Origin of the sequence: Streptomyces sp. BA2 (genome assembly GCF_009769735.1) — a bacterium.
Taxonomy (GTDB): domain Bacteria; phylum Actinomycetota; class Actinomycetes; order Streptomycetales; family Streptomycetaceae; genus Streptomyces.
This window is the reverse complement of sequence record NZ_WSRO01000002.1, coordinates 1,176,242-1,189,925: the sequence shown is the minus strand read 5'-3', so window position 1 is coordinate 1,189,925 and position 13,684 is coordinate 1,176,242. Positions and strand designations below refer to the sequence as shown.

The following is a 13,684-nucleotide window of genomic DNA, read 5'->3' as shown; positions in this document are numbered from 1 at the left end:
CACCTGTAGGACACCAGCGTAGGTAGTCTCAACTACTCGATCGAGCAGTAGTGGTGCGCGCCTGAACTGGCAATACTTGGCGACACGCGAGTGGGAAGCCCGATCTGAAGGAGAATTTCCGGTGACGAATTTGAGGCGGCTGCGAAGTCGGCGCCTGGGAGGCGTGGTGGCAGTCGCCACCGCGCTGGTCCTGGTGGGATCGCTGAACAGTGCCGCGCCGGCCGCCCCGCGGAAGGCGGCTGCCATCGACCTCGATAACGGGAACGCCCTGATCGAAGTCGTCTATCCGAAGTTCCAGCGGATCTCCCGCGAGCAGAGCTCCGGCCGTTCCGTGTCGTTGACCGTGGACCACGCCATTCTGATTGAAATGCCATGGTTTGACGCCATAGCTCCGTACCACCCGACGGCGAAGGGGATCTTCTCGGACCTCGGCCGCAGGCCGAAGGAAGAACAGACGACGCGCAACAAGAACATCGCCGTCATCTACTCCGCCTTCACCTCGCTCAACGAGGTACTCCCGCAGTACAAGTCGCGATGGCTGGAGATGATGGAGTCGGCCGGTCTCGACCCGAACGACACCAAGGAGGACCCGACCACTCCGAGCGGCATCGGCATCCTCGCCGCCAAGAGCGCCATGGCGGCACGAGCGGGCGACGGCTCCAACCGTGACGGCGACAAGGACGGCCGTAAGTACAACCGCCAGCCCTACGCCGACTACACGGGCTACAAACCGGTCAACACCGTGGACGAGCTCCGCAACCCGTCGCGCTGGCAGCCCAACGTGACCTCCACGAACAACGTCCTCAGGTCCCAGCAGTTCGCGACGCCCCACTACGGCCGCGTGAAGCCGTTCTCGTACGAGAGCCCCACACGGTTCAAGGTCTCTGCGCCGGCCAAGAGCAACCACCGCAATCAGAAGGCCTACAAGCGTCAGGTCGACGAGGTCCTCAAGGCGTCGGCGAACCTGGACGACCGCCAGAAGATGAGCGCCGAGCTCTTCAACGACAAGGTCATCACCTTCGGAGCCGTCGCCGGTACCCCGGTGGTCACCGGGGGCAAGTACAGCACCGAGAAGATGGTGCAGTACATCACCACTTCGGACGTCGCCTTTGTCGATGCCACCATCGCCACCTGGCACTTCAAGCGCAAGTACGACTCGGTGCGGCCGTTCAGCGCGATCCGCCACGTGTACGGGGACAAGAAGATTACGGCGTGGGGCGGGCCCCGAAAGGGCACCGTCAGTGACATCACCGGAAATGAATGGCAGAGCTACCTGAACACGAACTCTGCCGACCACCCCGAGTATCCGTCCGTCACCGCCTCGCTCTGCCTTGCCTTCGCCCAGCAAGTGCGACGGTTCACCGGCACCGACAAAATCGACATCGCCGTCCCCGTCGCCAAGGGATCCTCCCTCGTCGAGCCGGGAGTCACCCCTGCCAGTGACGGCACGCTGCGCTGGAGCAACTGGACCGACTTTGCCGACGACTGCGGTCAGAGCAGGGTCTGGGCCGGTGAGAACTTCCCTTCCGCAATTGAGGCATCGCGGCAGTACGCACCGGAGATCGGCGACCTGAGTTACAACTTCGTCCAGCGCAAGCTGAGCGGCAACTGAGCGGAAGCTGAAATTCCTCGTCACCGACGCCCGCTGCCGACGGAGCCCCTGGCTCCGTCGGCAGCCGTCTGCCCGGTCGGCCTTTCGCTTTCTCGCGAAAGATCAAGGGTAGAAGAGTGGAGGTCGGCGAGCTAAAGTGCACGGTTGCGGCTCGCACGCGCAACGGGGGATTCAATTGGTGATCTTTCACGCGCTCCCATTTCCGTTGGGCCGAAGCGACTGGGGGAGCGAGTATGGCGATCAAGATGGTCCTGGCCGAAGACGAAGCGCTCACCAGGGAGGCGCTCGCTGAACTTCTCCAACTGCCGGGAGACATCGAGGTCGTGGCCCACACCGGGCGGGGCGACCGCGTGCTCGACCTGGTGAACGAACACCATGCGGGGCTCGCCGTGCTCGATCTGCACATGCCGGGAACGAACGGGATCGCGGTCGCCGAGCAGCTGAACCGTGAACGGGCCGGTTTCCCGGTGGTGGTCCTGACCTGCGACGGCCGCCCCGGATATGTGCAGCGGGCCCTCAAGGCCGGAGTGCGCGGAATCCTCACCAAGGAGACCTCGATCCGCGAGCTGAGCCGGGTCATCCGGGCCGTCCACGCGGGGGGACGGTACATCCCCGCCGAGCTGATGGACGAGATGCTGGCCGTCGGCGAGAACCCGCTGACGGACCGCGAGGCGGAGATACTGAAGGCGGCCGCGGACGGCCGTCCGCTCAGCGCCATCGCGTCCCAGCTGCACCTGAGCCCGGGAACGGTCCGCAATCACATCCATTCGGCCATCCACAAGCTGAAGGCCGGGAACAGGATCAGTGCCGTGCACGCCGCTTCGCGTGCCGGCTGGATCTGAGCACCGGCTCACATGCTGCGGTTGCGGTACATGACTGCTGTGACAGCAGGATCTTCCCCCGGCGCCTACCGCCCCGACGGTAGGCCTTATTGCCAACTCCTGTAGGACGCCCCCCGACCCCGCCGGTACATACGCTCACGCCAGTACCTGCCAGGCAACCGAAGGGGTCCCCGATGTCCGTCCGTAACTTGCTCACCGCTACCGCAGCCGCCGTGCTCGGAGGGTTGGTGCTCGCCACACCGGCAGCCGCGCAGGTCTCGGCCGCCGACGAGGGCGGCTCCGGACGAGGCGGGGCCATGATCGCCATGGTGGTGGCGCTGATCAGCGTGGTCATCGGCGGCCTCGCGCTGGCCCAGTCCGCCGGCCGCATCGGTAACGGCAACGGCCGGGGCGGCGCCATGGTGGCCCCGGTCGTGGCACTGATCGGCATCGTCATCGGCGTGGTGCAACTGACCGGCTCCGACGGCGGGGTGGGCAGCGGCAACGGCCGAGGCGGGGCCGTCGTGGCCATGGTGATCGCGTTGATCGCCATCGTCCTCAGCGGGATGGTCCTGTCCCGCACGCGCCGTACGGCCTGACCCGGCCGCACCGCCCCACCCAGAACGGGGCCGACCCGGACCTCCCCCGGCCGGGTCGGCCTCCTCAGCGCCCCGCTTTCCGGCGTACGAACCGGCGTACGAAGTAGGCGACCGCACCCGCGGCCAGAACGGCGGCGCCGGAGACGGTGGAGGAGAGCGGGAGGCTGAAGGCCAGGAGCAGGCAGCCGGCCAGGCCGAGGACGGGGACGGCGCGCGGCGGGCGGCCTTCGCCCGGCGCCAGGGTCCAGGCCGCGGCGTTGGCGATGGCGTAGTAGGCGAGCACCCCGAAGGAGGAGAAACCGATCGCGCCGCGCAGGTCGGCGAAGGAGACGAGGCCCACCACGACCGCCCCGACGGCGAGTTCGGCCCGGTGGGGGACGTTGAAGCGGGGATGGACGGCGGCCAGCGCGTGCGGCAGGTGACGGTCCCGGGCCATCGCCAGCGTCGTCCGCGAGATGCCGAGGATCAGGGCGAGCAACGAGCCGAGCGCGGCGACGGCGGCGCCGATGCGCACCACCGGGGCCAGAGCGGGCACCCCGGCCGCGCGCACCGTGTCCGCGAGGGGCGCGGTCGCTTCGGCCAGGCCGCTGGGGCCGAGTACGGCAAGGACGGCGGTGGCGACCGCCGCGTACACCACCAGAGTGATGCTCAGGGCGAGAGGGATCGCGCGCGGGATGGTGCGCCGCGGGTCGCGGACCTCCTCGCCGAGCGTGGCGATGCGCGCGTATCCGGCGAAGGCGAAGAACAGCAGCCCGGCGGCCTGCAGCACGCCGCCCACGCTCGCGTCGCCGCTCAACTCCAGCCGGGCGGCGTCGGTGTGACCGCCGGTGAAGGAGGCGACCACGACAGCGGCAAGGACGGCCAGGACGAGGGCGACGATGGTGCGGGTCAGCCACGCGGTCTTCTGGATGCCGACGTAGTTGACGGCGGTCAGGGCGACCACGGCGGCGATCGCCACCGGGCGTTCGTGGCCGGGCCAGGCGTACGCGCCCGCGGTGAGGGCCATGGCCGCGCAGGAGGCGGTCTTGCCGATGATGAAGCCCCAGCCCGCGAGGTAGCCCCAGAAGTCGCCGAGCCGTTCACGGCCGTAGACGTAGGTGCCGCCGGAGGCGGGGTAGCGGGCCGCGAGCCGGGCCGACGAGGTGGCGTTGCAGTAGGCGACCACGGCAGCGACCGCAAGGCCGACGAGCAGTCCCGAGCCCGCGGCACGGGCGGCGGGCGCGAACGCGGCGAAGATCCCCGCCCCGATCATCGACCCCAGGCCGATGAACACCGCGTCACTCACCCCTAGTCGCCGTTGCAGGCGGGAGGAGTTCGTGGCGGCGGGTGGAGTGCTCATCGTCGGCTCCTCGGCAGCGGAACGCCCGGTCAGGCATGCAGACGTTATCCGACCGCCCCCGTCGGGCCGGCTGGGTGGTGGAGCCGCGAGCTGAAGTCCCTCTTGGCTGCGGGAGGGGGATGTGCCGCGGATCGGCAGCGCACCCGTGCAGGGGCCCGTTCCCCAGTACGATCCGCGGGTTCTGGTGCCCGGTCCGGGCTGCCAGGACGTGTTCGACGCACTCGGCGCACCCCGGAGGGGTCGGCGCGGTGGCCGGCAAGCAGCTCGATCGGCTCCCGTGAGGGCCGGTCAGAAGCGCTCACGGGCCTCAGCACTGCGCGAAGACGTAGCCCTTCGTGCCCTCGGAGCTGACGTCGCGGTCGCGCAGGGTGACGGACAGCCGAGGGCCCCAGGCGTCGCAGGCGTTGCGGTAGTCCTTGCGCGTGTACTCGACGGCGAAGACCTTGTCGTCGTAGGCGTCGGCGAAGTCGCCGCACTCCTTGTACGCCGCGCACTCCTCGACGACGGCGAAGTCGAACCCGATGCGGGCGCGCTCGGGGAGGAGGTCGGTGGTGTTCTTCTGGGCGATGGCAAGGCCGCGGCCGTGGGCCCGTTCGGCGAGCAACTTGGCGAAGGCGGCGGCGTGTTCGGGCGTGAGGAGCTCGTCGGAACGCTCGTAGGAGTCCAGGTTGTCGGGCTCCACGGCGTCGTAGCCCGACTCCGCGCAGCCGTCGATCCACGGCCCGACGACGTCCATCAGTTCCCGGCGCTTGCCGGGCGTGGAGATGTCCAGGAGCGGCTCGTCCCAGTCGTCGTCGACCACCAGCGAGCCGTCGTCGTCCTTCAGGAGCAGGTCGGGGTGGTTCTTCTTCCACCAGGTGATGGCGTCGCCCGGCTGGGTCTGGAAGGCATTGACGTAACACACGTTGTACAGGCCCTTGGCCGGCTCGGCGGAGCGGTCGCGGGAGACCGCCCGCACGGCGTCGTCAGGTGGGTACGGGCCGCCGAGTTGGTAGTCGAAGACGGCGTTGGCCTTGGGCGTACGCACGGCGTCCGCCCCGTCCGTGGCGGCCGGGGTGTCCCCGCCGTCGTCGGTCGCGCAGGCGGCGGTCAGGAAAAGGGCGGCGGCGCAGACCGCAAGCCGGGCCGTGCGCGAGCGGTGCGGGTTGTACGGGTGGTGCGGGCGGTGCATCGAAGACTTTCGTTCGGGGCGGCTGCGGGTCAAGGCCTCCGCCGGATCAGTGCGCCACGAGTCCGGCCGGGTGACCTCGGAGTTCCCGGCGGACCTCAGTGCGCGATGGAGTCGATGAGCTCGCGCGCCCCCTGGCGCAGCAGCGTCACCGCCACCGACGTGCCGAGCGTCGCCGGGTCCAGCGGCCCGGCCCACTCGTGGGCGTTCAGGACCGTCTTGCCGTCCGGGGTGAACACCCGGGCGCGCAGCGAAAGGTCGCCGCCCCGCTCGCAGCGCGCGTACCCGGCGATGGGGGAGTTGCAGTGCCCCTGGAGGACGTGCAGGAACATGCGCTCGGCGGTGGCCTCCCGCCAGGCGTCGGGGTCGCCGAGGCCCGACACGGCGTCGATGGTCTCCGTGTCGTCCTCGCGGCACTGCAGGGCCAGGATTCCCGCGCCGATCGGCGGGCACATCGTCTCCACCGACAGGACTTCGGTGACGACGTCCATGCGGTCGATGCGCTCGAGCCCCGACACCGCGAGCAGCAGCGCGTCCGCGTCGCCCGCGGCCAGCTTCTCCATCCGGCGCCCGGCGTTCCCGCGCATCGGGACGCATTCCAACTCCGGGTGGGAAGCGGCGAGTTGGGCGATGCGGCGCACTGACGACGTGCCGATGCGGGTCCCCGCGGGCAGCTCGTCCAGGGTGAGACCGCCCGGGTGGATGAGCGCGTCGCGGATATCGTCCCGCTTGAGGAACGCGGCGAAGGTGGTGCCCGCCGGAAGCGGCCGGTCCGCCGGTACGTCCTTGACGCAGTGCACCGCGAGGTCCGCCTCCCCGGCGAGCAGCGCCGCGTCGACCTCCTTGGTGAAGGCGCCCTTGCCGCCGAGCTTCGCGAGGTCTCCCATCCAGCGGTCCCCGGAGGTCGTGACCGGCACGACCTCCGTACGGATCCCGGGGTGCAGGGCGGCGAGTTCGGCGCGTACGCGCTCCACCTGGGCCAGCGCCATGGGGGAGGAACGGGAGACGATGCGGATCAGCTCAGGAGCGGACATGCGCACCACGATAGGCGCTCACAACAGCAGTCTGTTAAAGGGCTCCTCGGTTCGGCCGGGGGCCCGGGGCGGTCGGTCCTGGAGTGCGCGACGCCCCGGGCCCTCATAGCGTGAGAAGCAGCCGGTCACCGTCCCGCCCCGCGCGGGTCCCGGCCGCCAGCGACCCGGGAGGTCCTATGTCAGCCGCCGCCGCGCATCAGCGGTCTCCGATCGTTCTCGAACGGATGGCTCCCACTCATCTGGCCGACGTCCTCACCCTGGGGCGTGAGCTGTACGACACCTCGGTGAAGCCGTACACGTCCTGGTCGCTTTCGGCGATCGCCCGGCACTTGGACGCCGATGCCTCCTCCTGCTGGGTGGCGCTCGACGGTGACGCGCTCGCCGGGTTCGTCTGCGGCTCGATGGGGTTCGACCAGCGTGCGGACTGGGGGAACCTGGAGTGGATCGCCAGCGCACCCGCCTATCAGGGGCAGGGTGTCGCCAGCCATCTGGTGCAGGCCTGTTGCGCGACGCTGACCGCCGCCGGTGCCACGGCCGTGGTGACCGACGTCGAGTCGCGCAACACCGCCTCCGCCTCGCTGATGCGGCGCAACGGCTTCAAGGAGAGCGTGTCGGTCACCCTCTTCGTGCGTGACGCCCCCGACGCGGCGGTCTGACACTCCCGGCACCGCTACCCCGCACAGTCCTTGCCCGGCTCCAACGGCGGTGCAGCTACGCCCAGATGGGACTTGCAGCGTGGCGTGTTCCCCGCGTCCTCGTGCCAGGCGGCAGGACGCGGGCGGATGAAGAACGCCGCCGCTGCCGCCGCGAGGACGAAAAGACCCGCGCAGCCCACGGCCGCCTTGCCGAATGCCGAGTTCAGCGCGTCCGGATCCGCGTACGCCGTGCCGGAAAGGCCCACCGCGAGCGGCAGCGCGGCGACGACCAGCATCTGGGCCACCCGCGCCGCGGTGTTGTTGACGCCGCTCGCCAGTCCCGCGCGCCCCGCGTCGACCGAGGCGAGGACCGTCGCCGTCAGCGGAGCCACGAACACACTCATCCCCAGGCCGAGGACCACCACCGCGGGCAGGACCTCCGTGACGTACGCGGCGCCGGGCTCGATCCGCAGCATCAGGAGCGCCCCGGCGGCCGCGATGAGCGGCCCGGCGACCAGCGGCAGGGTGGGCCCGACCCGCCGTGACAGATCCCCTGCCGCGGCCGAGAGCAGCAGCATCAGGACCGTGATCGGCAGCGTCGCCGTGCCGGCCTGCAGCGCGTCGTAGCCGAGCGTCGTCTGCAACTGCACCGGCAGCATGAACAAGAGCCCGCCGATGGCCGCGTACAGGCACAGCGTCATGACGTTGGCCGCGCTGAACAGGCGGGAGCGGAAGAGGGAGAGCGGCAGCATCGGGTTGCGGCGGCGGTGCTCCACCACGACGAAGGCGACGCCCGCCGCGATTCCGCCGAGCCCCGGCAGGACCGCCGCCGCCTTCGACGAGTCCCCCGCGGCGCCGATCAGCGAGAAGCTGATGCCCGCCAGGAACAGCGCCGCCAGGCCCGCCCCCGTCACGTCGAACGGCTTCTCCGCGGCGCCTTCGGCCCGACTCTCCGGCACATGGCGCACCGCGAAGAGCACGAGCGCCGCCAGCGGCACGTTGATCAGGAAGATCCACCGCCAGCCGGGGCCGTCGATCAGCCAGCCGCCCAGGAACGGCCCGATGGCGCCCGCGACCCCGCCGAGCCCCGACCAGGCGCCCACCGCACGTGCCTGGTCCTGTGGCCGGAACGACGTACGCACCAAGGCCAGTGATCCCGGCGTCAGGAGCGCACCGCCGATGCCCTGCAACGCCCGTGCCGCGATGAGCGTTCCGGCGTCCTGCGCGAGCCCGCAGAGCGCGGAGGCCACGGCGAACCACACCACGCCGATGACCAGGGTGCGCCGCCGTCCGATGCGGTCGCCGAGCGCTCCGCCGAGCAGCAGCAGCGCCGAGAGCGTGAGCATGTAGGCGTTGACGACCCACTGCAGGGACGCGATCGACGTGTCCAGGTCGCGGCCGAGGGTGGGCAGAGCGACGTTGACCACCGTGCCGTCCAGCATGGCCATGCCTGAGGCGAGAACGGCGCAGGCGAGCACCCAGCGGCCCCGTGCCGAGGCCAGCGCGACACCCCCGCCGGCGTCTTGTGTCGCTGAAGCCTCGGATTCGGTTGCCATCGGCCCTCCGTCCGTCCTACATGTGCACCGCGCCGCCGCCCGCGTCCGAGTGGGCCGGGGCGCCCCTGCGGTACAGCACGACCGTAACGATCAGTCCGATCGCGAAGAAGACCGCCGACCACGTGTACGCGGTCGAGTAACTCTCCATCGCGGGCCGGGCCTTCACCTGGGGCGTCGGCTGCCTGCCCACGAGGTAGTCGGCTGCGGCGCTCGTCGCGAGGGAGTTGAGCAGGGCCGTGCCGATCGAACCGCCCACCTGCTGGCTTGTGTTGACCATCGCCGACGCCACACCCGCGTCGTGCGCGGCGACGCCCGCGGTCGCCATGCTCATCGCGGGGGCGAAGACCAGGCCGAGCCCGAGACCGGCGACGAGCAGCGGCGGCAGCACGTGGGCCGCGTAGCCGCTGTGCACGTCGAGGGCGGTGAGCCAGGCCATCGCGGCCGCCGCGAGCCCCATGCCGAGCGGCACGATCGGCTTGGCGCCGAACCGCGGCACGAGCACGTTGGTCGTGACGACCGAGATCACCACCATCACGGCGACCATCGGCAGGAACGCGAGCCCCGTCTTGACCGGTGTGTAGCCGAGGATCTGCTGGAGGTAGTACGTCAGGAACAGGAAGACACCGAACATGCCGGCGCCGGAGATGAACATCGCGAGGAACGACGCTCCGCGGTCCCGGTCGAGCACCACGCGCAGCGGGAGCAGCGGATGCGAGGCCCGCGTCTGCCACCAGGCGAAGGCCGCCACCAGGACGGCGCCGACCACCAGGAACCCCCAGGTGTCGACGTCGCTCCAGGCGTGCGTCTCGGCGTTCGAGAAGCCGTAGACGACGCAGAACCAGCGCCAGTCCAGATACTCGGTCAGGACGCCGCCCAGGAGCAGTCCGACGGCGCCGCCCGCGCCCGCGATGGCGCCGTAGATGCCGAACGCCTTCGCGCGTTCCTTGGGGTCCGTGAACGTCGTGGTGAGCAGGGAAAGAGGAGCGCGCCGAACACGCCCTGGAGCGCGCGGGCCACCACCAGCATGGTGAAACTGGTCGCCGCGCCGCCGAGGGCCGAGGCGAGCGCGAAGCCGCCGAGCCCGGCGAGGAAGACCAGCTTGCGGCCCACCAGGTCGGCGATGCGTCCACCGAGGAGCAGCAGGCTGCCGAAGGCGAGGGCGTACGCGGTGACGATCCGCCCCCACGCCTGAAGGGCGCGGGAGGTGCCCCCCTCGGTTGCCGTCGCTGAACCCGAGGTCCCGCTGGGCCGAGGGCAGCGCGATGTTCACGATCGTCGCGTCGAGGACCACCATCAGCTGGGCGATCCTCACGACCCCGAGTATCAGCCAGCGGTGCTCGTGCCGCCCGCCGCTCAGCTGTGGGGCGGCCGGTGGTGGTGAGCCGGCCGACTGCACGGCCTCGAAGGGTTCCGGCGCGGGCGAGCGGTCCATCGATGGCCTCCAAACGCCCCCGTCACACGGTAGGCGCGCTGCTCGGAGGCCGCGACCGGGGCCTGGCGGAGGCGGGCCCCGGTCACGGAGCGTTCAACTCTGCGGGTGGGCGGTCAGCTCTGCGGCTCGCTGATGTTGACCATCCAGGGGATGCCGAAGCGGTCCGTACACATGCCGAAGACGTCGCCCCACATCTGCTTCTCCATCGGAACGGACACCGAGCCGCCGGCGGACAGCTTCTCCCAGTAGCCGCGGAGCTCGGCCTCGTCGTCTCCGCTGAGGCTCACCGAGAAGTTGTTGCCCGGGGTGTGGTCCATGCCCGGCGGGGTGTCCGCGCCCATCAGGGTGAAGCCGTTGGGCGCCTCCAGCATGCCGTGCATGATCTTGTCGGCGGCCGGACTGTCCTGCTGGCCGGCTTCGCCGAAGGTGTTGAGCGCGAGGTCGCCGCCGAATACCTCTTTATAGAACTCCAGCGCCTGGCGGGCATCGCCGCCGAAGCTGAGATACGGGTTGAGACGCGAGACCATGAAAACCTCCCGGAACGGGGTGGAACGGTCAGTTGCGCGGAGACTAGCGCGGGGCACTGACAACGGCCCGGCGAGTGGACTGACAACGGCCGGTGAGCGGACTGACAACGGCCCGGCGAGCGGCACGGGGACGGCTCGTCCCTTGATGGACGGAAAGTCCGCTGCGTGTAGCGTGCAGCCATTTGTCGCGGCCGGTTATTCAATCTTCATCAAATCCGGTCCGGCATCCGGACGGGCCTCTTGTGTGCGGACTGTATGCGAAATACGTTCTGCCGTATTCCTTGATCGTCCACGATCAGTCCGGAACCACCCTGGCGGAGGTACCTACTCGTGCGCCGAAAAGCGGTTGCCCTCGCGGCAGTTGCCCTGGTGATGTCCATGACGGCGGGCTGCGGCTCCTTGCAGTCCTCGGCCACCGAGGTCGGCGCTGAGCGCATGACCGACGACCGTCCCGTGCGTGACGGCGGCACCCTCACCGTCGCCCTCAACGCCGACCCGGACAAGCTCGATCCGACCCTCGCGCAGACCCTCGTGGGCCGCACCGTCTTCGCCGGGATGTGCGAGAAGCTCTACGACATCGACGAGCACGGGACCGTGATCCCGCAGCTCGCCACGGCCCTGCCCAAGACGTCGAAGGACGGACGCACCGTCACCTTCGGCCTGCGCAAGGGCTTGAAGTTCAGCGACGGCACCAAGCTGGACGCGGACGCCGCCGTCACCTCACTGCTGCGCCACCGCGACCTCCCGGGCTCGGCGCGCGCCACCGAACTCGCCCCGCTCGCCGGGGCGAAGGCGACAGGCCCGTACACGGTGAAGCTCACGCTCAAGCAGGCCTACGTCCCGCTCACGGCCGTCCTCGCGGACCGCTCCGGCATGGTGATGTCACCCGCCGCGCTCAAGGAGTACGGCAAGAACTTCACCAACCACCCTTCCTGCGTGGGCCCGTTCAAGTACGTGGAGCGCGTCGGCGGCGACCGCATCGTGCTCGCCAAGGACCCCAACTACTACGCGGCCGACCAGGTCCACCTCGACAAGGTGATCTACAAGCCGATACCCGACGGCAACGTACGCCTGGCCAATCTGCGCTCCGGCGACATCCAGATCGGCGACCAGATGACACCCGTCGACGTACGCAGCGCCCTCACCGAGCCCGGTCTCCAGCTCTTCAACTCGCCCTCGCTCGGCTACCAGGGCATCGGCTTCAACGTCGGAAACGTCAAAGGCCTCGGGGAGAAGCCGGGTCGCATCGACACGCCCCTCGCGCGTGACCCGCGCGTCCGAGAAGCCTTCGAGCTCGCCATCGACCGCGACCTCATCAACAAGGTCGTCTTCCAGGGCATGTACGAGCCCGCCTGCGGCCCCGTCTCACCCGAGTCCGCCATCGCGCCCGGCGTCAAGGCGTCCGAGTGTCCCAAGCGGGACGTCGCGAAGGCCAAGCGGCTGCTCAAGGACGCGGGGGTGCGCACTCCGGTCCGCATCGAACTGAAGGTGTCCACCACACCCGAATCCAGCCGCCTCGGCCAAGTCGTGCAGGCGATGACCAAGGAGGCGGGGTTCGCGGTCACGCTGCGCCCCACCGAGTACGCCACGATGCTCGAAGAGACCGACTCCGGGCGCTACGACGCCTTCACCAGCGGCTGGTCCGGGCGGCTCGACCCGGACGGCAACATCGCAAGTTTCCTCCAGACACGCGGCGCGATGAACGCCTACGGGCTCTCGGACCCGGCCATCGACCGGCTCGTCGAACGCGGCCGAGCCGAGGCCGACCCGGACGAACGCGCCAAGATCTACGAGGAGTTGACCCGGCGCGCCCAGGAGAGGCGCGGGCTCATCTACCTCTACCGGCAGAAGAACTACATCGTCGCCGGCAAGGACGTCGCAGGCATCCGCGTCTACGGAGACGGCCTGGTCCGCGTCACGACTGCGGGGTACACTCGATGAGCCTGAGCCCCCTGCGTCTGAAGGCCGCCCGCCTGAGCCCGGTGCGCCTGAGCCCCATGACGTCCTATCTGCTCACCCGTGTCCGCCAGTCCCTCATCACCCTCGTCCTGGTCAGCATGGTCGTCTTCGCCGGTATCCGCGCGCTGCCCGGCGATCCGGCGCTCGCGCTCGCCGGTGAGGAGCGCAGCCCAGAGGCGCTCGCCGCCATCCGCGAGAGCTACGGCCTGAACGACAACATCGTCGTCCAGTACGGGCGGTTCATCGGGCACGCGATCACCGGCGACCTGGGCACCTCCTCACGCACCGGCCTTCCCGTCTCCGACGCGATCACCGCCGCCCTGCCCATAACCCTCGAACTCGCCGCCCTCTCCCTGCTGTTGGCGGTCACGGTCGGCATCGGCGCGGGCATCGTCGCCGCCGTACGCCGCGGAAAGCCCGAGGAGTGGCTCGCCAACGCCCTCGCCCTCCTCGGCCTCTCCGTCCCCACTTTCTGGCTCGGCATGGTCCTGGTCCTCGGGTTCGCCATCGCCGTGCCGGTCTTCTCGGCCTCCGGATACGTGCCCTTCGCCGCCGACCCGCTGGACAACCTGCGCCGCATGGTGCTCCCCGCGATCGTTCTCGGCTCGGGGCTCGCGGCCGTCGTGATGCGCCAGACACGCGCGGCGATGCTCGACTCGCTCTCCGCCGACTACGTACGCACCGCGCGGGCCAAGGGCCTGTCCCGGCGCGAGGTCATCGGCGGGCACGCGCTGCGCAACTCCCTGGTCACGGTCGTGACCGTGCTCGGACTCCAGCTCGGCCACCTCATCTCGGGCGCGGTCGTCACCGAGCAGATCTTCGTCCTGCCCGGCTTCGGCAAGCTCACCATCGACGCCGTCTTCACCCGCGACTACGCGACCCTGCAAGGCGTGGTGCTGTGCACCTCCGCCGCGTACATCCTCATCAACCTGCTGGTCGACGTGGCGTATTCGGTCATCGACCCGCGCATCCGGCTCGGAGGTGCCCGGTGACGACAGCGGT

Annotated in this window: 11 protein-coding genes and 1 pseudogene; 6 read left to right on the top strand and 6 right to left on the bottom strand. The window is 70.0% G+C overall.

Features of this window, described 5'->3' with window-relative positions:
- Positions 1-121 precede the first annotated feature (121 nt).
- The 3 genes from E5671_RS07990 to E5671_RS07980 all read left to right on the top strand — a co-directional run bounded on the left by E5671_RS07990 (position 122) and on the right by E5671_RS07980 (position 3,032).
- Complete coding sequence (locus tag E5671_RS07990; protein WP_336605698.1) at positions 122-1,612, top strand: DUF6851 domain-containing protein; 1,491 nt, start codon at positions 122-124, stop codon at positions 1,610-1,612.
- 233 nt (positions 1,613-1,845) lie between these two features.
- The gene (locus tag E5671_RS07985) at positions 1,846-2,454 is read left to right on the top strand and encodes a response regulator transcription factor (protein WP_160503138.1); all 609 of its coding nucleotides are present in this window, start codon (positions 1,846-1,848) and stop codon (positions 2,452-2,454) included.
- Between the two features lie 173 nt (positions 2,455-2,627).
- Positions 2,628-3,032: a DUF6223 family protein gene (locus E5671_RS07980; protein WP_160503137.1), complete on the top strand. Its 405-nt coding sequence runs from the start codon at positions 2,628-2,630 to the stop codon at positions 3,030-3,032.
- A 64-nt stretch (positions 3,033-3,096) separates the two neighbouring features.
- Here E5671_RS07980 and E5671_RS07975 read toward each other — a convergent pair whose 3' ends face one another.
- The 3 genes from E5671_RS07975 to hemC all read right to left on the bottom strand — a co-directional run bounded on the left by E5671_RS07975 (position 3,097) and on the right by hemC (position 6,573).
- A complete protein-coding gene (locus tag E5671_RS07975) occupies positions 3,097-4,371 on the bottom strand; it encodes an APC family permease (RefSeq protein WP_160503136.1) in 1,275 nt (424 codons plus the stop codon).
- Between the two features lie 307 nt (positions 4,372-4,678).
- Positions 4,679-5,542 (bottom strand): endo alpha-1,4 polygalactosaminidase, encoded by an 864-nt coding sequence (locus E5671_RS07970; RefSeq protein ID WP_160503135.1) that lies wholly within the window; start codon positions 5,540-5,542, stop codon positions 4,679-4,681.
- A gap of 95 nt (positions 5,543-5,637) precedes the next feature.
- Positions 5,638-6,573, bottom strand: coding sequence for a hydroxymethylbilane synthase (gene hemC, locus E5671_RS07965; protein WP_160503134.1), 936 nt, complete (start codon positions 6,571-6,573; stop codon positions 5,638-5,640).
- Positions 6,574-6,797: 224 nt separating this feature from the next.
- Between hemC and E5671_RS07960 the strand changes: the two genes are divergently transcribed.
- The gene (locus E5671_RS07960; protein ID WP_160510053.1) at positions 6,798-7,229 is read left to right on the top strand and encodes a GNAT family N-acetyltransferase; all 432 of its coding nucleotides are present in this window, start codon (positions 6,798-6,800) and stop codon (positions 7,227-7,229) included.
- 14 nt (positions 7,230-7,243) lie between these two features.
- Here E5671_RS07960 and E5671_RS07955 read toward each other — a convergent pair whose 3' ends face one another.
- The 3 genes and pseudogenes from E5671_RS07955 to E5671_RS07945 all read right to left on the bottom strand — a co-directional run bounded on the left by E5671_RS07955 (position 7,244) and on the right by E5671_RS07945 (position 10,723).
- Entirely contained in the window at positions 7,244-8,764 is a 1,521-nt protein-coding gene (locus E5671_RS07955) for an MFS transporter (RefSeq protein WP_160503133.1), read from the bottom strand.
- 16 nt (positions 8,765-8,780) lie between these two features.
- Positions 8,781-10,196 (bottom strand): annotated as a pseudogene (locus E5671_RS07950) (MFS transporter).
- 113 nt (positions 10,197-10,309) lie between these two features.
- Complete coding sequence (locus tag E5671_RS07945) at positions 10,310-10,723, bottom strand: VOC family protein (RefSeq protein WP_160503132.1); 414 nt, start codon at positions 10,721-10,723, stop codon at positions 10,310-10,312.
- Between the two features lie 330 nt (positions 10,724-11,053).
- Between E5671_RS07945 and E5671_RS07940 the strand changes: the two genes are divergently transcribed.
- Together E5671_RS07940 and E5671_RS07935 are read left to right on the top strand one after the other, a co-directional pair.
- Positions 11,054-12,664: an ABC transporter substrate-binding protein gene (locus E5671_RS07940; RefSeq protein ID WP_336605697.1), complete on the top strand. Its 1,611-nt coding sequence runs from the start codon at positions 11,054-11,056 to the stop codon at positions 12,662-12,664.
- A gap of 56 nt (positions 12,665-12,720) precedes the next feature.
- Positions 12,721-13,674 (top strand): ABC transporter permease subunit, encoded by a 954-nt coding sequence (locus E5671_RS07935; RefSeq protein ID WP_160510051.1) that lies wholly within the window; start codon positions 12,721-12,723, stop codon positions 13,672-13,674.
- Positions 13,675-13,684: the final 10 nt, after the last annotated feature.